The organism is Bacillus sp. EB106-06-01-XG163 (assembly GCF_058791615.1).
In genome coordinates this window covers 1-20,319 of record NZ_JBYTDS010000010.1, presented here as the reverse complement: position 1 = coordinate 20,319, position 20,319 = coordinate 1, and the positions used below count along the sequence as shown (strand labels likewise).

Here is a 20,319-nt window from a genome sequence, read left to right as displayed (position 1 = left end):
AAGAAAAAAAGCCGGGCGTGAAGCTCCGGCTCTTTTCTATTCAATAATGTGCTGCACCCGGCCGATTCGCCCGTCTTCAAGGCGGACCTTAATGCCGCGCGGGTGGAAGCTTGAGTTCGTCAAAATATCCTTCACGATTCCTCTTGTCAGCTTTCCTGAACGCTGATCGGCTTTCAGGACGATATCGACTTCAAGTCCTTTTCTGATGCTGCTTCGCTGCTGGCCGTTCATATGACACATCCGTTCTTCAGTCTTTTCACTTCATATCTTATCATATCGTGTTTTCGCCATTTTATGAAGGACAGACGAATCAATCCTTCATAGCAAATAAAAAAAGACCGCTCTGTAAGGAGCAGTCTTTTATGACATAAACGAAAGCAAAATCGGGGCCGCGCCCAGCGTCATAATTGCGGCGAGAATCATGGACACGCTTGAGATCGTTCCTGATACGGAGCTGAGCTCAAATGCTTTAGATGTTCCCGCTCCGTGCGCGCTAGTTCCGAGCAGCACGCCCCGGGCAATTTCGTTATCAATGCGGAAATAGCGGATGACCATCGGCCCGATGATCGTTCCCAATAAAGCCGTTAAAATGACGAAAACCGCTGTAACGGCCGGCATCCCGCCGATCATTTCTGAAACGTTCATGGCAATCGGCGTCGTCACGGATCGCGGCACGAGACTGTCGACTAAGCTGCTGCCGAGATGGAACCATTTCGCGATAAAGGCCGTTGACAGAATGGCGATACATGAACCGACCGCTACGTTCAAAATAATTTCCACGGCGTATTTCTTTAAAATCGGGAAATATTTATAAAGCGGGATAGCGAACGCCACTGTTGCCGGCTGAAGCATATCGGTCAGCAGTCCGCCGCCGAGATTGTATGTCTGATACGGGACATTGACAAGAAGCAGCAGTACGACCAAAACAGCGGGCGTAATCAGAAGCGGCGACGTATACACCCGCGGAAAACGAGTGTAGAGTTTTTTCGCGCCCAAATATACTAAGACAGTTAAGAATAAACTTATGATTCCGATGAACACGTTTGTTTTTTCTCCTTTCTTTTTGCTATCAGCTGTGTAAGCGTACCTGTTGAAACCATCACGACAAATGTGCTGATGACGACGACAAGTAAAATGCTTACGCCGAATTTAGACATAATATCTCCGTATTCAATCACTCCGACGGCAGACGGGATGAAAAACAGCAGCAGCTCACCGAGGAGCCATGCTGCGCCAAGCTCAATCCATTCAAGTTTGATAATCTTGAAATGCAATAATGTGAAAAGAATCACAATCCCGATTATACTGCCGGGAATATTTATATGAAGAGCCGCCGTGACCCAATTGATCAGACGCGCAAATATAAACAGCAGAGCGATTTGAATAACGGTAAGCAGCAATTTTTTCATAATGATGCCTCCCTTATATTTATATTGTACAGAAGGTTTTGCTATAGGTAAAATACATATAAAGAATAATGTGTATTCCTTTTGTCTATAGAAAGGATGAAATGTAATGGATATCCGGCACTTAACGTATTTTTTGGAAGTGGCCCGTTTGAAAAGCTTTACGAAGGCTTCACAGTCTCTGTATGTTTCACAGCCGACAATCTCAAAAATGATTAAAAACCTGGAGACGGAGCTCGGCATTAAGCTGTTTTACCGCAATGGCCGGCAAGTTGAACTGACTGACGCCGGGCAGAGCATGTATGTGCAGGCGCAGGAAATCACAAAGTCCTTCCAAAACCTGACGTCAGAGCTGAACGATATTATGGAAGTGAAGAAAGGGCACGTCCGCATCGGTCTTCCGCCGATGATCGGGTCCGGCTTTTTCCCGAGAGTGCTCGGTGACTTCCGCGTCACATATCCCGATGTGACGTTTCAGCTTGTTGAGGACGGCTCTATTAAAGTGCAGCAAGGGGTGGAGGACGGCTCGCTTGATATCGGGGTCGTCGTACTTCCCGCGAATGAAGAGGTTTTTCATACGTTCACAATCGTCAAGGAAACCCTTATGCTCGTCGTCCATCCGTCACATCGGCTCGCTGACGAGAAAGAATGCAGTCTCCACGAATTGAAAGAAGAGCCGTTCATATTTTTCAGGGAGGATTTTGTCCTTCATAATCGAATTATGACGGAATGCGTGAAAGCCGGATTCAGGCCTCACGTCATTTATGAAACGTCACAGTGGGACTTTATCAGCGAAATGGTATCGGCCAACCTCGGTATCGGCCTGCTGCCGGAAAGAATCTGCCGCGGTCTTGATCCTGACAAAGTCAGAACCATTCCGCTCGTTCATCCGGTCATTCCGTGGCATTTAGCCATCATTTGGCGGAAAGACCGCTATATGTCCTTTGCCGCCAGAGCCTGGCTGGAGCATACGAAATCGTATTTATGGAATCCGAAAAAGAGAAAAAAGGATGATTAAGCATGGACGCACAAACCGCAGCTCAACACTTGAGTAAAGTGCGGGATCAAAACCCGCTCGTTCACAGTATCACCAATAATGTCGTCACGAACTTCACCGCTAACGGACTGCTCGCGCTCGGCGCATCGCCCGTTATGGCTTATGCAATTGAGGAGGCAGCCGACATGGCGAAAATCGCAGGAGCGCTCGTCCTGAATATAGGAACCCTCAGTTCGGCGTCGGTTGAAGCTATGATCGCGGCCGGAAAATCGGCCAATGAAAACGGCGTTCCGGTCATTTTTGATCCGGTAGGCGCCGGCGCCACGCCGTTTCGGACGGCATCAGCCCGCAAGATCATACAGGAGGTCCGCTTGTCCGTCATTCGCGGAAATGCCGCGGAAATCGCCAATATTGCCGGCGCCCCTGATTGGAAGATAAAAGGCGTGGATGCGGGGGAAGCCGGAGGAGATGTGGTTCAGCTCGCTAAGACGGCTGCAAGCGGGCTGAAGACGGTCATTGCGATTACCGGAAAAACCGACGTCATCTCCGACGGCACCGACACATACGCCGTACATAACGGTGATAAACTGCTGACGAAGGTGACGGGGGCGGGATGCTTGCTGACGTCTGTAATCGGAGCCTTCTGCGCAGCGGGGCAGGACGTTCTGCAAGCGGCCGTTTCAGCCGTTTCTGTATACGGAAGCGCCGCTCAGCTTGCCGCTCTGGACACCTCCCATAAGGGGCCGGGCAGCTTCCAGATTGAGCTTTTAAACAAGCTGGCAAGCATCTCAGAACAAGAAGCGGCCGAGCTTGCCGCAATTGAAAGGGTGACAGAAAAATGACGCGTATTTCTCGGGAAATGATGAAGGATATGTTATCGGTTTATTTTATTATGGGATCAAACAATACAAGCGCAGACCCCGTTTCCGTGGTGAAAAAAGCCATTGAGGGCGGCGCTACGCTTTTTCAATTTCGGGAAAAGGGGAGCGGTTCTTTAACAGGGGAGGAACGTGTTCTGTTCGCGAAGCGGGTGCAGGATGTCTGCAGGCAGGCCGGGATTCCTTTCATCATTAATGATGATGTCGAATTGGCCTTGCGCCTTGAGGCGGACGGAGTGCATATCGGGCAGGATGACGCAGACGCCGAAGAAACGAGAGCGGCAATCGGCGATATGATACTCGGTGTGTCAGCACATAACGTCTCCGAGGTGAAGCGGGCGGAAGAAGCCGGAGCCGATTACGTCGGAATGGGCCCGGTCTATCCGACCGAAACAAAAAAAGATGCTGAAGCCGTGCAGGGCGTTACATTGATTGAAGAGGTGCGGCGTCAGGGCATCACCATTCCGATTGTAGGAATCGGCGGCATTACGGCTGACAACGCGGCGCCCGTCATTGAAGCGGGTGCAGACGGCGTCAGCATGATCAGCGCCATCAGCCAAGCCGAAGATCCAAAAGCGGCGGCGCGGAAGTTTTCAGAGGAAATTCGGCGCTCCAAAGCAGGGCTGTCCCGATAGGGCGGCCCTTTTTCTGTGTGCGCAAAAAGGCAGTGACGGACTTGGAGAATATAAGCCGTATGTCAAGAACAGGGCAATCAGCTTGCAATATCGACCGAAGTGTTTGACGGCTCTATCGCTTCGCTCAAAGTGATGCCTGAACCAATCATTGCCGGCGCCGAAGGCTTAAAAGCCCTCTATGAAACAGTGAAAAGCGCGCAGTGAGAGATCATTTCGAGGTCACGGAAAAACTTGATGCGGAATTCAGCGAATTTGAAGGTTTGATGTCGAAATACAAAACGTGCGATCAATCGTATATGTCTTGTGATACATTAAGTACAGATCAAATCAGAGAGATAAGCACGAAGCTGACGGCCCTTTCTGAAACCATGTCGAAGATTGCCGATGTGCTTTAAAAGGAGTTAAGACGCAGCATGAGCGATGAACAAAACAAGGAAAAACAGATCCACAGACGGGATGTCCTGAAGTGGGGCGCCGTCGCGGGCGCCGCCGTTGCTGTCGGAGCGAGCGGCCTCGGAGGACTCGCGCCGCTCTTCAAACCGGCGGCCACCGCTTCAAAGAAGAATGATGAAAAACGTGATCGTGATCAAATCGTTCCTTTTTACGGAAAGCACCAAGCGGGAATCACAACGGCGCATCAGACGTATGTGTATTTTGCGGCGCTTGATGTCATGTCAAGCGACAAAGCCGATGTCATCTCCCTTTTCAAACAATGGACAAGCCTGACGCAGCTGCTGACTTCAGGCGCCGTCCCGTCGGGCGAACAGAAAAATAAATATATGCCTCCGCAGGATACCGGGGAGTCGCAGGATCTGGCACCGGCGAATTTGACCGTTACCTTCGGCTTCGGCCCCGGGTTTTTCGAGAAAGACGGGAAGGACCGCTTCGGACTGAAAGATAAAAAACCGAAGCATCTCGCCGATATTCCGCCGATGCCTAACGACAAGCTTGATAAGAAACAAGGCGGCGGTGATATCGTCATACAGGTCTGCGCGGATAATGAACAAACGGCGTTTCACGCGGTGCGCAACCTGATGAAACAGGCATCGGGGGTGTGCGAAGTCCGCTTTCTCAATAAAGGTTTCTTAAGCGGCGGGAAAAACGGAGAAACACCGCGCAACCTCTTCGGATTTAAAGACGGCACCGGCAACCAAAGCACAAAGGATGAAAACCTGATGAATTCGATCGTTTGGGTTCAATCAGGAGAGCCTGACTGGATGACGGGCGGCACGTACATGGCGTTTAGGAAAATTAAGATGTTTTTAGATATATGGGACCGTTCATCCTTGAAGGAGCAAGAGGACACGTTCGGGCGGGTGAAAAGCTCGGGCGCGCCTTTCGGACAAAAAAAGGAAACTGATCCCGTGAAGCTGAATCAAATTCCCGCCGACTCGCATGTCAGCGTGGCAAAATCAACCGGCAGACAGATTCTGCGCCGGGCATTTTCCTATACGGACGGAATTGATCCACAGACGGGCTATGTTGACGCAGGCCTGCTGTTTATCTGCTTTCAAAAAGACCCGGACCGCCAATTTGTCCCGATGCTGAAGGCTTTGGCGGCAAAGGATGCGCTGAATGAATACACACAAACGATCGGCTCTTCCTTATTCGCCTGTCCCGGCGGCTGTAAAAAAGGAGAATATATCGCCCAAAGGCTGCTGGAATCGTGACACCTTCCATATGGAGGGTGTTTTTAAAAAAAACACTTGTAACTACATATGTTACAACTTAAAATAAAAAGGAAAGGAGACTTACAATGACACTGCAGATTAAAGTATATTCTGATTATGTATGTCCGTTTTGCTTTGTCGGCAAAGCGGCGTTTGAAGAAGCAATCAAGGACAAGGACGTACAGGTGGAATGGATGCCGTTTGAATTGCGTCCGAGCCCCTCGCCGAAACTTGATCCGGTGAATGATCCCGCCAAGCGGCAGATGTGGAAAAACTCCATTGAGCCGATGGCGCAGTCGTTAGGCGTTGAAATCACGTTCCCCCGCGTGTCACCGCATCCTTACACGGATTTGGCATTTGAAGGCTTTCATTTCGCAAAGGAACATGGGAAAGGAAGCGAATACCATACACGCGTTTTTCAGGCGTTCTTTCAGGAAGAGCAAAATATCGGTGACGTTGGCGTGCTGACAAAGCTTGCGGAAGAAGCCGGACTTGACGGCGCTACCTTCAAAGAGGCGCTTGAGACAAGAGCGTACAGACACGTACAGCGGGAAGCGCTCCGCCATGCTTATGAGGAAGCCGGCATTACGGCAGTGCCGACGTTTATCATCGGCGATGAGAGAATCCCTGGCGCGGCGGGAAAGGAAACCTTTGAACAAATCATTGAGCGGGAACTGAATAAACGTTAACCCGAAAAAAGCCCTCTCGATCAGCGAGAGGGCTTTGCCATATAGTGTTTGACAAATGTTTGTCTGTCCGCTTCATATGCCGCGGCGTCAAATGAGTCGCCGCAAAAATGAAGGCACCAAGGGTCTTTCTGGCAGGCGACGCCGACTTGATAGCCGTGTTTTTGAAATTCAAGCGACTGTGATGTGTCGTAAAAATGAAAGCCGCGAAACAAATCCTCCCGCCACTCCACGTCATATTGAGCCGCCATTAACAAGCCGTCAATGGCGTCAGCGGGCGTAAACAGGCCGTCTTCATCGCCGTGCTCAAAGTCCAGCGGGTGATAAGCATTCCCCCGGTATTCAATCACTTTTCCCATCCGCTCTCCGCTTTCCCACCAAATGCCGTTCGGCGGCAGGGTTTTGCAGCCGGCGACACCGAGAAGGCCGAGCTCCTGATGAGTTTGAAAGATATGAAGCATGTCATGTAGGAAATGCTGATGAATGATAAAGGTATCCTGATGCAGATAAATTTTATATTTGGAGGGGTGTCTCAGCGCTTTGTTGTAGGACGAGGCCATGCTTGCTGAATCGTATATCGGCATGATATCAACGGAGTATGAAGGGGGGACGGTAAGCTGCATGATATGGCTTTTGCATCGGGAGTAGAGCGACTCGTCATTCACACAGACGACAAACAGAAATGAATGTGAATCCATTACATGCTCCTCTCGGCCTCAATCACATATTGATAGGCCGATGCTTCTGTCATAAAGTCATGCCTTATGCCAAGCTGTACGCATACTTCGTGCAATGCTGCGATGGCTTTGTGGTAAGAGGGGTGATCAACGCGGATCGCCTCAATGCGTTTCACCTCATAGCCGGCAGCTTTAAATAATGAAAGTGTCTCTTCACGGGTAAAAAAACGCAGGTGGGTCTGATCCATTAATCCGGCGTCACTGTAAGTCCATTTGCCGGCTAAAAGCTCCAGCACCACTGAGATGTGGCCGACATTCGGTATGCATGCAAGCACCGTGCCGTCTTTTTTTACATAAGGACGAAGCTTTTTCAGCACGGACCACGGGTCGACAAGATGCTCCAGAACGTCTCCGAACAGCATGCAGTCGAATTGCTCTGAATCGTACGGAAGAATGGCGGATTCAATGTCGCCGCAAAGCACGTGGCTCAATTTGCTTTCCGCCTTTTTTGCGGCTTCGGGATACGCTTCAATGCCGTAAACCGTTATTCCGCGGTCTTCGATCGCCGCTCCTAAATTGCCTGTGCCGCAGCCGACATCAAGCACTGTCCGCCAGTTTTCGTCTATTTTGTTCAATAAATAAGGATTCAGGCCTTCGTAGTAGTTCTGTTGTTTTTCATCATAATAGGGATTCGTATCCATCTGTGTATCACCTCATAAATGGGCATATACACAAGATATGCAGCGGGGGGATCTCATATCACCATGTTTGGCTGTTCAATTGCGGAATGCGGACGGGAATGGTTGTCCGGTATACGGTTTGTTCTCTGATTCCCCTCTTATTGCGGCTGTTCCTTTGAAAACTCGGGTGCGGGCGGACTGTGGCAGGTCATATAGTAAAAGGATCCGCCTGTAATCTTACCGCTGGCGGATGGTGTTTTTCATTGGTGTTTTTTTCTTCACCGCTTTTTCAGTATTTAAGAAGCGCCTCACATCGTCAATGTGCAAACCCATGATTCTAGCCTCTTGAATTAACAATTGCCAATCTTGATCTATATCTTTCATTACATGAGTTTTCATAAGAACCTCCAATTGAAAAATTGATTTGCCCAGCTACAGCAGCCAATGTATAACAAATATCACACATAGTTGGCCGGTAATCCCAAATTGAAGATGAATTCACCTACCTATTCCCTAAGAAAATGACTGAAATAACCAAAATCCTTCAAGAATTCTTACGTATAATAATAAACAAATAAATACTGACTGGATAGTATGCAAATAAAAATAAATCATATGACCTATTAATATTTACCCTCAAAGCGTCGAATAGCATATTCTTTTTGCATAAAAAATACCGCAAAAGAATGATTCGGTGTAAGATAAAGTGAATGATCAAACAGCTGGGGTAAAAAATGAAAAAAAACAAATTTCAAATTAAGAGAGAAGAAACATTTGAAAGTTTTATTGACGCAGGCCTTCATCTCCTGATTGAAAGAGCTTACGATTCAGTCTCAATCGATGACATCAGTAAAGCGGCGGGTTTCAGCAAAGGCGCGTTTTACGTTCATTTTGAAAGCAAGGAAGATTTTCTGAAGCATTTATTAGACAGGCGTCAGATTAAAAAAAGGATCATCACCGGCTATCTCGATGAATTAGAAAAGCAAACAGCGCGGCCGTTGACGCTTTGTGAAGCTGCGGCAAGCGCGGCCAGCCTGTTGATGCGGTTTGTAAACAGCAAGCCTGCCTGGAATGTTGTGTCTTTTGCCGTTCATATGCCTACTTACAAAGTCGTCAGTGAATATGAAGCTTATATCCGTCTTTATAAGTTATGGATAGAAGAAAGCACCATGTACATAAATTGGCTCAAATCGAGAAATTTAATAGAAGACCATATAGATACCGAGCATACCGCTAAAATGATGTGCGCGCTCATCGACGGGATGATTAAGCAATCCAATGTGCTGGGAAGGCCGGTTACTTTCCGCAGCATGTTTGACGCGCTCTATGTTTTTGTCAGCGGCAGAAAATCAGGGTAACGTTCTTCTTGATTTGACAAAAGGTTTAGAAAAGTCTTTCAGAAAGTGAGGAACTGCCATGCGCTACAGAGAAATTATGATGTATATCATTATGGGGATATTCACGACCATCGTGAATATCGTCAGTTTTTACTTTCTGACGTCGGCATTTGAGATGGATTACAAGGCGGCGACCGTCGCTGCTTGGGTTCTGTCCGTTCTATTTGCATATGTCACGAATAAACTGTATGTATTTCAGCAAAAGACCGCGGGGATGCGGAGTCTGATGAAAGAATTGACGGCCTTTTTCAGCGTGCGGGTATTGTCCCTCGCCATCGATCTCGCCATGATGATTCTTCTGGTCAGTCAATTTCATATGAACGAAACGTTGGCGAAAATCGCAGATAACGTCATTATCGTAGTCGTCAACTATGCGGCCAGCAAGTGGATTGTCTTCAGAAAAGCGAAAGAAGAGGGCGTGTCATAACGGTTTCTTTCCGCGCCCCGGGGGAAAGTGTAATGGTGAAAGGGGATGCGTATGAAGCACACAATAAAGAAAGCGTTTGCTGATGTATTCGGGGAATCGGAGGACCTGCGCATTTTCTTTGCGCCCGGCAGAGTGAATCTCATCGGAGAGCATACGGATTATAACGGGGGCCACGTCTTTCCTTGCGCGCTGACGATCGGTACATATGCAGCCGTCCGGGAGAGAGGGGACAGGCTCGTCAGAATGTACTCTCATCATTTTAAAGATGCGGGCATAAAGGAATGCAGTCTCGATAATATCCGTTATCAAAAAGAGGACGGGTGGGCCAACTATCCGAAAGGGGTCATGGCGGAATGTCTCGGCAGCGGTTTTTCCCTTCCGCACGGCTTCGATATTGTGTTCTGGGGAAACATCCCGAACGGCGCGGGGCTGTCATCTTCGGCTTCGATTGAACTTGTTACGGCGGTCATTCTCAAGGAATGCCATGAGCTTGAGGCGGATATGCTCGACTTGGTGAAGCTCGCTCAGACGGCGGAACATTCCTTTATCGGCGTCAGCTGCGGAATAATGGATCAATTCGCCATCGGAATGGGAAAGAAACATCATGCGATTCTGCTGAATTGCGGGACGCTCAGCTTTGAATATACAAAACTCGGGCTGTCGGGGCTGTCGATCGTTATTGCAAATACCAATAAAAAACGAACGCTTGCAGACTCAGGCTATAATACGAGGCTCAAGGAGTGCGGGGAAGCGCTTTGTGATCTTCAGAAGCATCTTTCCGTTCAATCACTGGGAGAGCTGACCCCTTCCGCTTTTGACGCCCATGCGGAGCTGATTCAGAATGAAGTGAACAGACGCCGGGCGAAACACGCCGTCTATGAAAATCACCGCACAATAGAGGCCGCCGACATGTTCAGTAACAATCAGCTTCATCATATCGGTGAATTAATGAGGGATTCGCATCTCTCTTTACGCGATGACTACGAGGTGACGAGTCATGAGCTGGATACACTGGCTGAAGCGGCCTGGCGCCACGGCGGGGTGATCGGATCAAGGATGACGGGAGCCGGTTTCGGCGGCTGTACGGTCAGTATCGTCAAGGACGATGCGGTTTCGGATTTTATTGAAACGGCAGGGGCCCGCTATGAGGAGAAGACAGGGAGAAAAGCTGACTTTTACACGGCGGATGTCGGAGCCGGAGCGAGAGAACTAAAGGGGGATGACGATGGCAATTGAGCGGCACGTGGAACGTTTAATCCGGTACGGATTGCAAAAAGAGCTGATTTCATTTCTTGATATTGAATATACGAGAAACCGTTTGTATGAAGCTTTGCATATCACCCATCCGGAGGTTCCAGAACAGAAAGAAAATGTATCGGCGGCATCATTGCCGGACATATTGGCCCCGATTTATGAATGGGCGGCAGAAACGGGCCGGATTGCAGCCGATACAGACACCTATCGCGACCTGCTGAGCGCGAAGATCATGGGCTGCTTTGCCCCGCAGCCGTCCGAGATTGTCCGTCGTTTTGAAGAAACAAAGGCGGTGCACGGACCGGAGCAGGCGACAAAGGCGTTTTACCGATTTTCAGAGGATGTGTATTATATCCGTTCGGACAGAATACAGCGGAATGTCGGGTGGACGGCTGAGACGGCTTACGGAAAGCTGGACATCACGATCAACCTTTCAAAACCGGAAAAAGATCCGAAAGCAATTGCCGCTGCCAAAGAGCAGCCTCAATCCGATTATCCGAGATGTGTTCTTTGTAAAGAAAATGTCGGGTACGAGGGGAGACCGGATCACCCGGCGCGTCAAAACCTTCGTGTCATTCCGGTAATTCTCGGCGATGAGCAGTGGTTTCTGCAATTTTCTCCGTATGTGTATTACCGGGAGCATTGCATCGTTTTGAAAGACCGGCACGAACCGATGAAGATCAGTAAAAAAACGTTTGACCGGCTGCTGTCGTTCGTCAGCCAGTATCCTCATTATTTTCTCGGTTCCAATGCTGATCTGCCGATTGTCGGCGGCAGTATTTTAAGCCACGACCATTTTCAGGGGGGCAATTATGAATTCCCGATGGCGCGGGCGGAGACAGAAAGCCGGTACAGGCTGCCTGACTATCCGAAAACGGTGTTGGGAATTGTGAAGTGGCCGATGTCTGTCATCCGCCTGCAAAGCGAGAGTGCGTCTGAGCTTTCCGGCGCGGCGGATGCCATCCTGCGGGCATGGCGCGGTTATTCCGATGAGGCGGCTGATCTCCTCGCCTGTTCGGGAGAAACACCGCACAATACAATTACGCCGATTGCCCGGCGGAGAAACGGTTTATTCGAATTAGATCTCGTCCTCAGAAATAACCGCACCTCTGACGAGCATCCGCTGGGAATTTTTCATCCCCACCAGGAAGTTCATCACCTGAAAAAAGAAAATATCGGACTGATTGAGGTAATGGGGCTTGCGATTCTGCCGGGCCGCCTTGAACAAGAAATGAAATACACGGCTGAAGCGCTGTGCTCACCGGACCCGGAAGCGGTCTTAACGGCAGACCCTTCTGCGGCAAAGCATAAAGATTGGGCGCTCAGTGTGCTGCATAAGCGGAAGGTAACGAAAGAAAACGCGGAACAGATTCTGAAAGAGGAAATCGGCCATGCCTTTGCGCGGATACTGGAGCATGCCGGCGTCTTTAAACAGACAGAAGAAGGCAGAGCGGCTTTCCGGCGGTTTATCCGCCATTTGGGCGCTCTACCGGAAAAAAGCCCCATCCCATAAGGGACGAGGCTTTTTTTTATCCTCTGCTTCTGGCGATCAGGCTGAATAAGAATACCACGATCGCAGCTCCGATGATTGCCGGAATGATGGCAAAGCCGGCAAGGTGAGGACCCCATGTGCCGAGCAGTCCGTGCCCGATCCATGCGCCGATCAGACCGGCGATCATTGACCCGATGATTCCCCCGGGCATACTGCCTTTTACAAATAAACTTCCGATCCAGCCGATAATAATAGCGACAATCAGAGATACGATAAAACCCATAAATATCACTTCCTATTTTTTATTATTTATGCCTATATGTTTCCTTCGTTTTGTCCATATTAAACATATGAATGCGTTTTTTATAATGAACATATCAAGGCGCGTTCCGGTCTTTTTTTTCAAAATGCGTTGCGTTAAAATGGAAACCGTGTGAAAAGGTGTGAGCAAAGGAAAAAATATTTCTTTTGTAGAATGTTTAACAAAATGAAACTTTTTGTTGACCAGCGTTTTTTATTATGGTAAACCTTTATTTGGTATTATTCGTTCTCACTATCTTTTTTCTCTATATATGCTAAATGATCTAAAACTTTTTATGTTTGGTTTGCGCAAGTGGAAAAAGTTCATGCATTTTTTGACGATTTTGTGACATTAGGTCGAAAAAAAGATGAACTTTAGAAAAAAATAAAGCTAATAAGGGCAGATTTTGATAGCATAACAAGGTAGATAGAGAAAAGATTTTGAGAAAGTACATTTCAGATTCACTACATCAATAGGAAGGATGGTGATCTTCTTGTTCAGAGCATTTAAACCGTTACTTTTATTAGCGATGTTGGCTGTTGTTTTCGTACTGGGCGGATGCAGCGACATTTCCGTTTTAGATCCGAAAGGACCTGTAGCAGACCAGCAGAAAGATCTGATTCTCTTGTCAATCGGATTTATGCTGTTCATTGTCGGCGTCGTTTTCGTACTATTTACAATCATTTTAGTGAAATACCGCGACCGCAAAGGCAAAGACAGCGGAAATTACAAGCCCGAGATGCACGGCAACACGTTCTTAGAAGTAGTCTGGACAGTGATCCCAATTTTAATTGTTATTGCACTTTCTGTGCCTACCGTACAGACGATATATTCGTTAGAAAAAGCGCCTGAAGCGACAAAGGATAAAGAGCCTCTTGTTGTTTATGCTACTTCGGTAGACTGGAAATGGGTATTCAGCTACCCTGAGCAGGATATTGAGACGGTTAACTACCTGAACATTCCTGTAGACCGTCCGGTTTTATTTAAAATTTCTTCAGCCGATTCAATGGCATCGCTATGGATTCCTCAGCTTGGGGGACAAAAATACGCGATGGCGGGAATGCTGATGGATCAATACTTACAGGCTGACAAAGTGGGAACATATGAAGGCCGCAACGCGAACTTCACCGGCGAACACTTTGCCGACCAGAAATTCAACGTAAAAGCTGTTACGCAAAAAGACTTTAACAGCTGGGTGAAAAAAGCCCAAAGCGATTCTCCAAAGCTGACGAAAGAGAAGTATGACGAACTGATGCTTCCGGAGAATGTCGGTAAATTAACGTTCTCTTCTACACACTTAAAATACGTTGACCACGGCCAAGATGCCGAATATGCGATGGAGGCGCGCAAACGCCTTGGCTACAAAGCCGTATCACCGCACTCTAAAACAGATCCGTGGGAAAATGTAAAGAAAAACGAATTTAAAGTATCCGACGATAAACAAGATTGAAATTGAACAAGAAAGGAGGAAGCCCGAATGAAATTGAGATGGGATGAATTTTTTGTAACAGGTGACCCATTAATTCTGGGCGCACAAGTTTCCATTGCGCTTTCCACTATTGCTATCATCGTTGTACTCACATACTTCAAAAAGTGGAAATGGCTCTGGTCTGAATGGCTGACGTCTGTAGACCATAAGAAACTTGGAATCATGTACATTATCTCTGCTGTTATCATGCTGTTCCGCGGCGGGGTCGACGGCTTGATGATGCGCGCCCAGTTAGCGCTTCCTAATAACAGTTTTTTAGACTCAAACCACTATAATGAGATCTTTACGACTCACGGTACGATCATGATTATCTTCATGGCGATGCCGTTTTTAATCGGTCTGATCAACGTTGTCGTACCTTTGCAGATCGGTGCGCGCGACGTAGCATTCCCTTACTTGAACAACCTGAGTTTCTGGACGTTCTTCGTAGGTGCGATGCTTTTCAATATTTCTTTCGTTATCGGAGGTTCTCCGAACGCAGGCTGGACGAGTTACATGCCGCTGGCAAGCAACGACATGAGTCCCGGGCCTGGTGAGAACTTCTACCTGCTCGGTCTTCAGATTGCCGGTATCGGTACGCTGATGACGGGTATCAACTTTATGGTGACGATCCTGAAAATGCGTACGAAAGGCATGACGCTGATGCGTATGCCGATGTTCACATGGACGACGCTGATTACAATGGTTATTATCGTATTCGCCTTCCCTGTTTTGACAGTGGCATTGGCGCTGTTATCATTTGACCGTTTGTTCGGCGCTCACTTTTTCACGCTGGAAGCCGGCGGTATGCCGATGCTTTGGGCTAACTTGTTCTGGATTTGGGGACACCCTGAAGTATATATCGTTATCTTACCGGCATTCGGTATTTTCTCTGAAATTATTTCAGCGTTTGCAAGAAAGCAGTTATTCGGTTACAAAGCGATGGTCGGCTCAATTATCGCCATTTCCGTCCTGAGTTTCCTTGTATGGACTCACCACTTCTTCACAATGGGGAACAGTGCGTCTGTTAACTCTTTCTTCTCGATTACAACGATGGCGATTTCGGTTCCGACCGGGGTTAAAATCTTTAACTGGCTCTTTACGATGTATAAAGGCCGGATCAGTTTTACAACACCGATGCTGTGGGCGCTCGCGTTTATTCCGAACTTCGTTGTCGGCGGGGTAACAGGGGTTATGCTTGCGATGGCTGCAGCGGATTATCAATACCATAATACGTACTTCCTCGTATCTCACTTCCACTATGTGCTGATCGCGGGTACGGTATTTGCATGTTTCGCAGGATTTATTTTCTGGTATCCGAAAATGTTCGGTCACAAGCTGAACGAAAGAATCGGAAAATGGTTCTTCTGGATCTTTATGATCGGATTTAATGTATGTTTCTTCCCTCAATACTTCTTGGGGCTGCAAGGTATGCCTCGCCGTATTTACACTTACGGACCGAATGACGGATGGACTGCATTGAACTTTATTTCAACTGTCGGAGCCTTCATGATGGGTGTCGGATTCTTAATCCTTTGCTACAACATCTACTACAGCTTCCGCTACTCTACTCGCGAGATCAGCGGAGATTCATGGGGCGTGGGACGTACGCTTGAGTGGGCGACTTCATCTGCGATTCCGCCGCATTACAACTTTGCGGTGCTTCCTGAAGTGAAATCTCAAGATGCGTACCTGCAATTGAAAGAAGACAAAACGGATATTCATCCGGAAAGCAAGTTCAAGAAAATCCATATGCCGCACAACTCCGGAAGACCGCTTATTATGTCAGTGGCGTTCGGTATTGCAGGCTTCGGACTTGTATTTGAATGGTTCTGGATGGGCATTGTCGGCTTGATCGGCATTCTGCTTTGCATGGTGCTTCGTTCATTTGAATATGACAATGGCTACTATATACCTGTTGAAGAAATAAAAGAGACGGAAAGAAAGATTTCCGAATAAAGGAGGCGTGATTTATGGAACATGCAGAACACGGCAATTCTAACGCGCCTATGGAATATCAATCTGAAACCGGCAGACTCAATATTCTCGGGTTTTGGATCTTTTTAGGGGCAGAGATTGTGTTGTTCTCAACACTATTTGCAACCTTCTTCGTTCTTCAAAGAAGAACAGCAGGAGGAGTCTTACCGGCTGAATTATTTGAAGTGAAGCTTGTCATGATCATGACATTCCTGCTTCTGATCAGCAGTTTCACCTGCGGGATCGCTGTTCATGAAATGCGTCGCGGAAGTTTAAAAGGCGTCGTCATTTGGACGATCATTACGCTTCTTCTTGGCGCGGGCTTCGTCGGATGTGAGCTTAACGAGTTCATCCACTATGTACATGAAGGAGCATCTCTCGGTACAAGTGCTTTCTGGTCTGGATTCTTCGTCCTTCTGGGAACGCACGGAACGCACGTAACGATCGGTATCTTCTGGATTGCCGGCATCTTACTGCAATTGAAGAAACGCGGATTAACGCCGCAGACGTCTTCAAAAATCTTTATCTCAAGTTTATACTGGCACTTCTTAGACGTTGTTTGGATCTTCATCTTTACAGGCGTCTATCTCATCGGATTGGGGGGACTATAATATGGCAAACAAATCTGCTGAACACAGCCACTTTCCGTGGAAGCATATCGTAGGTTTTGCGTTGTCTATTATTCTGACCCTGCTGGCCCTTTGGGTTGCAGTATATACGGAATTAAGCCCATCAGCAAAACTCTGGATCATTTTCGGATTCGCATTTATCCAAGCCGGTCTTCAGCTTCTCATGTTCATGCACATGACAGAAAGCGAAAACGGCGGAATTCAAGTCGGAAACACGCTCTTCGGATTTTTCGGAGCGATTGTTATCATCCTTGGTTCCATCTGGATCTTTGCGGCGCACTACCATCACGGTGACCATATGGATGGAAACCCTCCTGGCGGTGCAAAGCATCATTCCGAACATCAGGAATAAAAAGAAACCCTCTTCGTTTATGCGAAGAGGGTTTTTGGTGCCTTTATTGGCTTCTTCTCCGGCGCAGGCGCGGAAGGCCGTAAATGATAAAGGCGGCGATATGGGCAACGATGACGTTGACGGCAAACAGGATGATCATGAGTGTGTGGCCGAGAGGGGATAGGCTGCTGGTTGCGTAAAAGTAGAAGAAAACCCACATGAGAATAATTGGCGGTATGGCCGAAAGAGCGACTTTTTTGTTATCCAGCCAGATAAAGAGGGGTGTTGCGCTCGCGACCAGTAAATAAGCAAAAAACATGTCCATCTTACATGTCTCCTTTCATTTTATGGGAGCGTTTCCAAAATGAAATACAGAGAATGAAATGTGTCTGTTTTGTGGTCGTTTTTTGAACATTTTGTTACAATTATTATACCATGTTTTCCAATTTTTGATACCGCTTTTTCGAGAAATGTATTGCAACTATTGCCTCATTTTTGGATAGGTACAAGAAACCGGAAAGGCCAAATACCCTGTCACATTTCCGGACAATGGAATGGCGCAGGCTGTGAACCTTTGCTATGGTCAAAGAAAATATGCACAGCAAGGGTGGTTTGAAGTGGACGTAAGGAAAGAAGATGTCACAGCGCCGGATGTCTTTGCGCTTTTGCAGGATCATCTGAAGAGCATGACCATGCATTCTCCTCCGGAAAGTATACATGCGCTCAATGCGGACCGGCTGCGTCAGCCTGACGTTACGTTTTGGAGTGCGAGGGAAAACGGCATCCTGCTCGGCTGCGGTGCCTTAAAGGAGCTAAACAGCCGGCACGGTGAGATCAAATCAATGAAAACCTCTCCGCATCATGTCAGAAAAGGCGTTGCCAACCGGATCCTCCGCCATATGCTTGAAGAAGCAAGGCGGCGGGGCTATCAGCGGATCAGCTTAGAAACCGGTTCTATGGAGGCTTTTCTCCCCGCCAGACGCCTGTATGAAAAAGCCGGGTTTCAATATTGTGATCCGTTTGCACATTATAAAGAGGACCCGAACAGCTTGTTTATGACGTTAAACATAGGCTGAAACCCCTTTTCTGACGAGAAGGGGTTTTTTATCGGAAAAGTTTCATCATGACCGAAACATTTCCTTTTCTGACACGTCATATGTCGTGTAGTCCCCAAACCGTAAAAAATAAAAAGGAAGCAACCTCATCATGTTTTCTTGAACGGTGTTCATGTATAATAAACAATAGTGACTTCCGATGAAAATGTAAGGCGGGATAGAATGAGTCGATATAAGAAACAGCAAAATCCCTATTATCAGGGGGATTTGATTTTTATATTTGGTGTGTTTTTAATAATTAGTGTTGCGGCGATTTATGCGGCCGGACAGTTCGGGCAGTACGGAGGCAGTGCCTGGATGAGACAGATCGTCTTTTATGTCATCGGAGCCGGTCTCATGGTCAGTATCATGTATTTTGATTTAGAGCAGCTTGAAAAACTGAGTCTGTACGTGTTAATTGCCGGCGTGCTGTCGCTGCTCCTTTTACGTGTGGCGCCGGAATCCATCGCGCCGATTAAAAACGGAGCGAAGAGCTGGTTTAAAATCGGCAGCTTTACCCTCCAGCCCTCTGAGTTCACGAAAATAGGAATTATGATGATGGTCGCGTCCATTATATCGAAGGCGGGCCCGAAGGATCAAAGGTCACTTAGGGAAGATGTGAATCTGCTTTTGAAAATTGCGGCATGGACGGTTATTCCGATCGGGATGATCGTTTTGCAGGATGCCGGAACGGGTGCGATCTGTCTGTTTATCGTTATGGTGATGGTGTTTATGTCGGGTGTAAACTGGAAGCTGATTACCATTATCGGCGGTTCGGCCGCGCTTGTGCTTGGCCTTTTCTTAGTTCTCGTGATTGAATTTCCCCATGTGGCGAATTCAATCGGCATTGCGGATTATCAAATTAACCGGATTACATCGTGGATGTCTGACTCCAGTGCGGCAACGACTCAGGCAGAGAGCGATAAAAGCTGGCAGGTGGATCAGGCCGTTATGGCGATCGGATCGGGCGGCATTACCGGAAACGGCGTTCATAATCTGAAGGTGTACGTACCTGAGGGACAGACCGACTTTATCTTTGCGATTTTGGGTGAAAGTTTTGGATTTTTAGGCTGCGCCATTGCGGTTGTCATGTTTTTCTTTTTAATTTACAGACTTGTGGTGCTGATTGACCGCTTGCATGCGTTTAACCGATTTGGCGCGTTTTTTTGCGTAGGATTTACTGCACTTATCGTGATTCACACCTTCCAGAACATCGGGATGAATATCGGCATTATGCCGGTTACCGGTATTCCGCTGCTGTTTGTCAGCTATGGGGGGAGCTCGGTGCTTTCTACATTAATCAGCTTCGGGATCGTATATAACGCAAGTGTGCAGCTGACGAAATATAAAAGCTACCTGTTCAATTCTTAATGTGAGACGGCTCGTTTTTCGGGCTGTCTTTTTTTGTTTAGAGCATTTCGCTTTTGACATGATTCCCTTTCGGATATGATATAGAGAGAAGGAGGCTTTTATATGAACAATACCATCGAAACTATACTTAATCATCGGTCGATCCGATCATTTACTGACGAGCTTCTGACAGCAGAAGAGATAGATACATTAGTGAAAAGCGCCCAGGCGGCGTCAACGTCCAGTTACGTGCAGGCTTACTCCATCATCGGCGTAACCGATAAGGGGAAAAAGCGGAAGCTGGCGGCACTGGCCGGAAACCAGCCTTACGTCGAGAATAACGGGCACTTGTTTGTGTTTTGCGCTGATTTGTACCGCCATAAAAAACTTGCTGAGGAAAAAGGCGAAAACATTACCGAGCTTCTTGAGAATACGGAAATGTTTATGGTCAGCGTCATTGATGCCGCACTTGCCGCACAAAACGTAAGTGTTGCCGCGGAATCAATGGGACTTGGCATTTGTTATATCGGAGGCATTCGAAATGAACTTGATCAGGTGACGGAAGTGCTTGGAACGCCTGACCATGTGCTACCGCTGTTCGGCTTGGTAGTCGGTCATCCCGCTCATCCGTCCGGTCAAAAGCCGCGCCTGCCGAAACAAGCCGTATATCATGAAAACACGTACGATACGAATGAAGAACACTTCCGCAGTTATATGAAGGAATATGATGAAACCATTTCCGCTTATTATGATAAAAGGACAAACGGCAAGCGGGTTGAAACGTGGTCTGATCAAATCCTGCAGTTCATGAAACAAAAACCGAGAACCTATTTAAATCAATATGTAAAAGATAAAGGTTTTCAAAAGAATTAAGAAAAAACCTCTCCTGACCGGGGACTGCCCCCCGTTTTTGAGACAGGGGTCAAAACACCTTTTAAACAGCCAATTGCCGATAGTTTATCGGTGATTG

The 20,319-nt window shown here is 47.6% G+C and carries 24 protein-coding genes and 1 pseudogene; 17 read left to right on the top strand and 8 right to left on the bottom strand.

What is annotated here, in order from left to right:
• Positions 1 to 36: 36 nt before the first annotated feature.
• The 3 genes from AC3WTF_RS12800 to AC3WTF_RS12790 all read right to left on the bottom strand — a co-directional run bounded on the left by AC3WTF_RS12800 (position 37) and on the right by AC3WTF_RS12790 (position 1,409).
• The gene (locus AC3WTF_RS12800; RefSeq protein WP_003150901.1) at positions 37 to 231 is read right to left on the bottom strand and encodes a YwbE family protein; all 195 of its coding nucleotides are present in this window, start codon (positions 229 to 231) and stop codon (positions 37 to 39) included.
• A 129-nt stretch (positions 232 to 360) separates the two neighbouring features.
• On the bottom strand, positions 361 to 1,041 hold the full coding sequence (locus tag AC3WTF_RS12795) for a CidB/LrgB family autolysis modulator (RefSeq protein WP_032868290.1): 681 nt from the start codon (positions 1,039 to 1,041) through the stop codon (positions 361 to 363).
• Entirely contained in the window at positions 1,023 to 1,409 is a 387-nt protein-coding gene (locus tag AC3WTF_RS12790) for a CidA/LrgA family holin-like protein (RefSeq protein ID WP_007407725.1), read from the bottom strand. The genes AC3WTF_RS12795 and AC3WTF_RS12790 overlap by 19 nt, the downstream gene beginning before the upstream one ends.
• 106 nt (positions 1,410 to 1,515) lie before the next feature.
• Between AC3WTF_RS12790 and cidR the strand changes: the two genes are divergently transcribed.
• The 6 genes and pseudogenes from cidR (at position 1,516) to AC3WTF_RS12760 (ending at position 6,275) form a co-directional block, all read left to right on the top strand.
• Positions 1,516 to 2,424, top strand: coding sequence for a cidABC operon transcriptional activator CidR (cidR, locus tag AC3WTF_RS12785; RefSeq protein ID WP_047936295.1), 909 nt, complete (start codon positions 1,516 to 1,518; stop codon positions 2,422 to 2,424).
• A 2-nt stretch (positions 2,425 to 2,426) separates the two neighbouring features.
• Positions 2,427 to 3,245, top strand: coding sequence for a hydroxyethylthiazole kinase (thiM, locus tag AC3WTF_RS12780; RefSeq protein ID WP_003150909.1), 819 nt, complete (start codon positions 2,427 to 2,429; stop codon positions 3,243 to 3,245).
• Positions 3,242 to 3,916 (top strand): thiamine phosphate synthase, encoded by a 675-nt coding sequence (thiE, locus tag AC3WTF_RS12775; protein ID WP_039063815.1) that lies wholly within the window; start codon positions 3,242 to 3,244, stop codon positions 3,914 to 3,916. The genes thiM and thiE overlap by 4 nt, the downstream gene beginning before the upstream one ends.
• Before the next feature lie 75 nt (positions 3,917 to 3,991).
• Positions 3,992 to 4,311 (top strand): annotated as a pseudogene (locus AC3WTF_RS12770) (Efem/EfeO family lipoprotein); the annotation flags it as partial.
• A gap of 18 nt (positions 4,312 to 4,329) precedes the next feature.
• Positions 4,330 to 5,586, top strand: a complete 1,257-nt coding sequence (efeB, locus tag AC3WTF_RS12765; protein ID WP_106080252.1) for an iron uptake transporter deferrochelatase/peroxidase subunit — start codon at positions 4,330 to 4,332, stop codon at positions 5,584 to 5,586.
• Between the two features lie 86 nt (positions 5,587 to 5,672).
• The gene (locus AC3WTF_RS12760; protein WP_032868295.1) at positions 5,673 to 6,275 is read left to right on the top strand and encodes a DsbA family oxidoreductase; all 603 of its coding nucleotides are present in this window, start codon (positions 5,673 to 5,675) and stop codon (positions 6,273 to 6,275) included.
• A gap of 20 nt (positions 6,276 to 6,295) precedes the next feature.
• On the opposite strand, the gene AC3WTF_RS12755 is transcribed toward AC3WTF_RS12760, so the two are convergent.
• The 3 genes from AC3WTF_RS12755 to AC3WTF_RS12745 all read right to left on the bottom strand — a co-directional run bounded on the left by AC3WTF_RS12755 (position 6,296) and on the right by AC3WTF_RS12745 (position 8,028).
• A complete protein-coding gene (locus AC3WTF_RS12755; RefSeq protein ID WP_032868296.1) occupies positions 6,296 to 6,970 on the bottom strand; it encodes a glycosyltransferase family protein in 675 nt (224 codons plus the stop codon).
• Complete coding sequence (locus AC3WTF_RS12750) at positions 6,970 to 7,650, bottom strand: class I SAM-dependent methyltransferase (RefSeq protein ID WP_032868299.1); 681 nt, start codon at positions 7,648 to 7,650, stop codon at positions 6,970 to 6,972. The genes AC3WTF_RS12755 and AC3WTF_RS12750 overlap by 1 nt, the downstream gene beginning before the upstream one ends.
• A 216-nt stretch (positions 7,651 to 7,866) precedes the next feature.
• Positions 7,867 to 8,028 carry an anti-repressor SinI family protein gene (locus AC3WTF_RS12745; protein ID WP_003150917.1) on the bottom strand — a complete coding sequence of 54 codons (162 nt, stop codon included), beginning with the start codon at positions 8,026 to 8,028 and terminating at the stop codon, positions 7,867 to 7,869.
• A 335-nt stretch (positions 8,029 to 8,363) separates the two neighbouring features.
• On the opposite strand from AC3WTF_RS12745, the gene AC3WTF_RS12740 reads away from it, so the two are divergent.
• The 4 genes from AC3WTF_RS12740 (at position 8,364) to galT (ending at position 12,220) form a co-directional block, all read left to right on the top strand.
• Entirely contained in the window at positions 8,364 to 8,987 is a 624-nt protein-coding gene (locus tag AC3WTF_RS12740) for a TetR/AcrR family transcriptional regulator (RefSeq protein ID WP_014419191.1), read from the top strand.
• 79 nt (positions 8,988 to 9,066) lie between these two features.
• The gene (locus tag AC3WTF_RS12735; protein WP_042635745.1) at positions 9,067 to 9,453 is read left to right on the top strand and encodes a GtrA family protein; all 387 of its coding nucleotides are present in this window, start codon (positions 9,067 to 9,069) and stop codon (positions 9,451 to 9,453) included.
• Positions 9,454 to 9,504: 51 nt separating this feature from the next.
• The gene (locus tag AC3WTF_RS12730; protein ID WP_042635597.1) at positions 9,505 to 10,689 is read left to right on the top strand and encodes a galactokinase; all 1,185 of its coding nucleotides are present in this window, start codon (positions 9,505 to 9,507) and stop codon (positions 10,687 to 10,689) included.
• Positions 10,679 to 12,220: a UDP-glucose--hexose-1-phosphate uridylyltransferase gene (galT, locus tag AC3WTF_RS12725; RefSeq protein ID WP_423396628.1), complete on the top strand. Its 1,542-nt coding sequence runs from the start codon at positions 10,679 to 10,681 to the stop codon at positions 12,218 to 12,220. The genes AC3WTF_RS12730 and galT overlap by 11 nt, the downstream gene beginning before the upstream one ends.
• A gap of 16 nt (positions 12,221 to 12,236) precedes the next feature.
• On the opposite strand, the gene AC3WTF_RS12720 is transcribed toward galT, so the two are convergent.
• Positions 12,237 to 12,482 carry a GlsB/YeaQ/YmgE family stress response membrane protein gene (locus AC3WTF_RS12720; protein WP_003150926.1) on the bottom strand — a complete coding sequence of 82 codons (246 nt, stop codon included), beginning with the start codon at positions 12,480 to 12,482 and terminating at the stop codon, positions 12,237 to 12,239.
• A gap of 502 nt (positions 12,483 to 12,984) precedes the next feature.
• Here AC3WTF_RS12720 and qoxA point away from each other — a divergent pair.
• Genes qoxA through qoxD form a run of 4 tightly spaced genes read left to right on the top strand, consistent with a single transcriptional unit; the run spans position 12,985 to position 16,926 of the window.
• Entirely contained in the window at positions 12,985 to 13,950 is a 966-nt protein-coding gene (gene qoxA, locus AC3WTF_RS12715; protein WP_012118744.1) for a cytochrome aa3 quinol oxidase subunit II, read from the top strand.
• A 27-nt stretch (positions 13,951 to 13,977) separates the two neighbouring features.
• Positions 13,978 to 15,927: a cytochrome aa3 quinol oxidase subunit I gene (gene qoxB, locus AC3WTF_RS12710; RefSeq protein WP_012118743.1), complete on the top strand. Its 1,950-nt coding sequence runs from the start codon at positions 13,978 to 13,980 to the stop codon at positions 15,925 to 15,927.
• Between the two features lie 14 nt (positions 15,928 to 15,941).
• Entirely contained in the window at positions 15,942 to 16,556 is a 615-nt protein-coding gene (gene qoxC, locus AC3WTF_RS12705) for a cytochrome aa3 quinol oxidase subunit III (RefSeq protein ID WP_003150930.1), read from the top strand.
• A gap of 1 nt (position 16,557) precedes the next feature.
• The gene (gene qoxD / locus AC3WTF_RS12700) at positions 16,558 to 16,926 is read left to right on the top strand and encodes a cytochrome aa3 quinol oxidase subunit IV (protein ID WP_007407711.1); all 369 of its coding nucleotides are present in this window, start codon (positions 16,558 to 16,560) and stop codon (positions 16,924 to 16,926) included.
• Positions 16,927 to 16,969: 43 nt separating this feature from the next.
• On the opposite strand, the gene ywcE is transcribed toward qoxD, so the two are convergent.
• Positions 16,970 to 17,230, bottom strand: coding sequence for a spore morphogenesis/germination protein YwcE (gene ywcE / locus AC3WTF_RS12695; protein WP_003150937.1), 261 nt, complete (start codon positions 17,228 to 17,230; stop codon positions 16,970 to 16,972).
• A 292-nt stretch (positions 17,231 to 17,522) separates the two neighbouring features.
• Between ywcE and AC3WTF_RS12690 the strand changes: the two genes are divergently transcribed.
• The 3 genes from AC3WTF_RS12690 to nfsA all read left to right on the top strand — a co-directional run bounded on the left by AC3WTF_RS12690 (position 17,523) and on the right by nfsA (position 20,222).
• Entirely contained in the window at positions 17,523 to 17,981 is a 459-nt protein-coding gene (locus tag AC3WTF_RS12690; RefSeq protein WP_015240818.1) for a GNAT family N-acetyltransferase, read from the top strand.
• A 201-nt stretch (positions 17,982 to 18,182) separates the two neighbouring features.
• The gene (locus tag AC3WTF_RS12685) at positions 18,183 to 19,370 is read left to right on the top strand and encodes an FtsW/RodA/SpoVE family cell cycle protein (protein ID WP_060562386.1); all 1,188 of its coding nucleotides are present in this window, start codon (positions 18,183 to 18,185) and stop codon (positions 19,368 to 19,370) included.
• 102 nt (positions 19,371 to 19,472) lie between these two features.
• Entirely contained in the window at positions 19,473 to 20,222 is a 750-nt protein-coding gene (gene nfsA / locus AC3WTF_RS12680; protein WP_047936290.1) for an oxygen-insensitive NADPH nitroreductase, read from the top strand.
• The last annotated feature ends 97 nt before the right edge of the window (positions 20,223 to 20,319 follow it).

What these genes read in the sequence shown, in the direction of transcription:
- AC3WTF_RS12730 (WP_042635597.1), top strand. Translation starts at nt 9,505, where the DNA reads ATGAAGCACACAATAAAGAAAGCGTTTGCTGATGTATTCGGGGAATCG.
- AC3WTF_RS12735 (WP_042635745.1), top strand. Translation starts at nt 9,067, where the DNA reads ATGTATATCATTATGGGGATATTCACGACCATCGTGAATATCGTCAGT.
- AC3WTF_RS12740 (WP_014419191.1), top strand. Translation starts at nt 8,364, where the DNA reads ATGAAAAAAAACAAATTTCAAATTAAGAGAGAAGAAACATTTGAAAGT.
- AC3WTF_RS12760 (WP_032868295.1), top strand. Translation starts at nt 5,673, where the DNA reads ATGACACTGCAGATTAAAGTATATTCTGATTATGTATGTCCGTTTTGC.
- cidR (WP_047936295.1), top strand. Translation starts at nt 1,516, where the DNA reads ATGGATATCCGGCACTTAACGTATTTTTTGGAAGTGGCCCGTTTGAAA.
- qoxC (WP_003150930.1), top strand. Translation starts at nt 15,942, where the DNA reads ATGGAACATGCAGAACACGGCAATTCTAACGCGCCTATGGAATATCAA.
- efeB (WP_106080252.1), top strand. Translation starts at nt 4,330, where the DNA reads ATGAGCGATGAACAAAACAAGGAAAAACAGATCCACAGACGGGATGTC.
- AC3WTF_RS12750 (WP_032868299.1), bottom strand. Translation starts at nt 7,650, where the DNA reads ATGGATACGAATCCCTATTATGATGAAAAACAACAGAACTACTACGAA.
- thiE (WP_039063815.1), top strand. Translation starts at nt 3,242, where the DNA reads ATGACGCGTATTTCTCGGGAAATGATGAAGGATATGTTATCGGTTTAT.
- AC3WTF_RS12685 (WP_060562386.1), top strand. Translation starts at nt 18,183, where the DNA reads ATGAGTCGATATAAGAAACAGCAAAATCCCTATTATCAGGGGGATTTG.
- thiM (WP_003150909.1), top strand. Translation starts at nt 2,427, where the DNA reads ATGGACGCACAAACCGCAGCTCAACACTTGAGTAAAGTGCGGGATCAA.
- AC3WTF_RS12800 (WP_003150901.1), bottom strand. Translation starts at nt 231, where the DNA reads ATGAACGGCCAGCAGCGAAGCAGCATCAGAAAAGGACTTGAAGTCGAT.
- ywcE (WP_003150937.1), bottom strand. Translation starts at nt 17,230, where the DNA reads ATGGACATGTTTTTTGCTTATTTACTGGTCGCGAGCGCAACACCCCTC.
- AC3WTF_RS12790 (WP_007407725.1), bottom strand. Translation starts at nt 1,409, where the DNA reads ATGAAAAAATTGCTGCTTACCGTTATTCAAATCGCTCTGCTGTTTATA.
- AC3WTF_RS12745 (WP_003150917.1), bottom strand. Translation starts at nt 8,028, where the DNA reads ATGAAAACTCATGTAATGAAAGATATAGATCAAGATTGGCAATTGTTA.
- AC3WTF_RS12720 (WP_003150926.1), bottom strand. Translation starts at nt 12,482, where the DNA reads ATGGGTTTTATCGTATCTCTGATTGTCGCTATTATTATCGGCTGGATC.
- nfsA (WP_047936290.1), top strand. Translation starts at nt 19,473, where the DNA reads ATGAACAATACCATCGAAACTATACTTAATCATCGGTCGATCCGATCA.
- qoxD (WP_007407711.1), top strand. Translation starts at nt 16,558, where the DNA reads ATGGCAAACAAATCTGCTGAACACAGCCACTTTCCGTGGAAGCATATC.
- galT (WP_423396628.1), top strand. Translation starts at nt 10,679, where the DNA reads ATGGCAATTGAGCGGCACGTGGAACGTTTAATCCGGTACGGATTGCAA.
- AC3WTF_RS12755 (WP_032868296.1), bottom strand. Translation starts at nt 6,970, where the DNA reads ATGGATTCACATTCATTTCTGTTTGTCGTCTGTGTGAATGACGAGTCG.
- qoxB (WP_012118743.1), top strand. Translation starts at nt 13,978, where the DNA reads ATGAAATTGAGATGGGATGAATTTTTTGTAACAGGTGACCCATTAATT.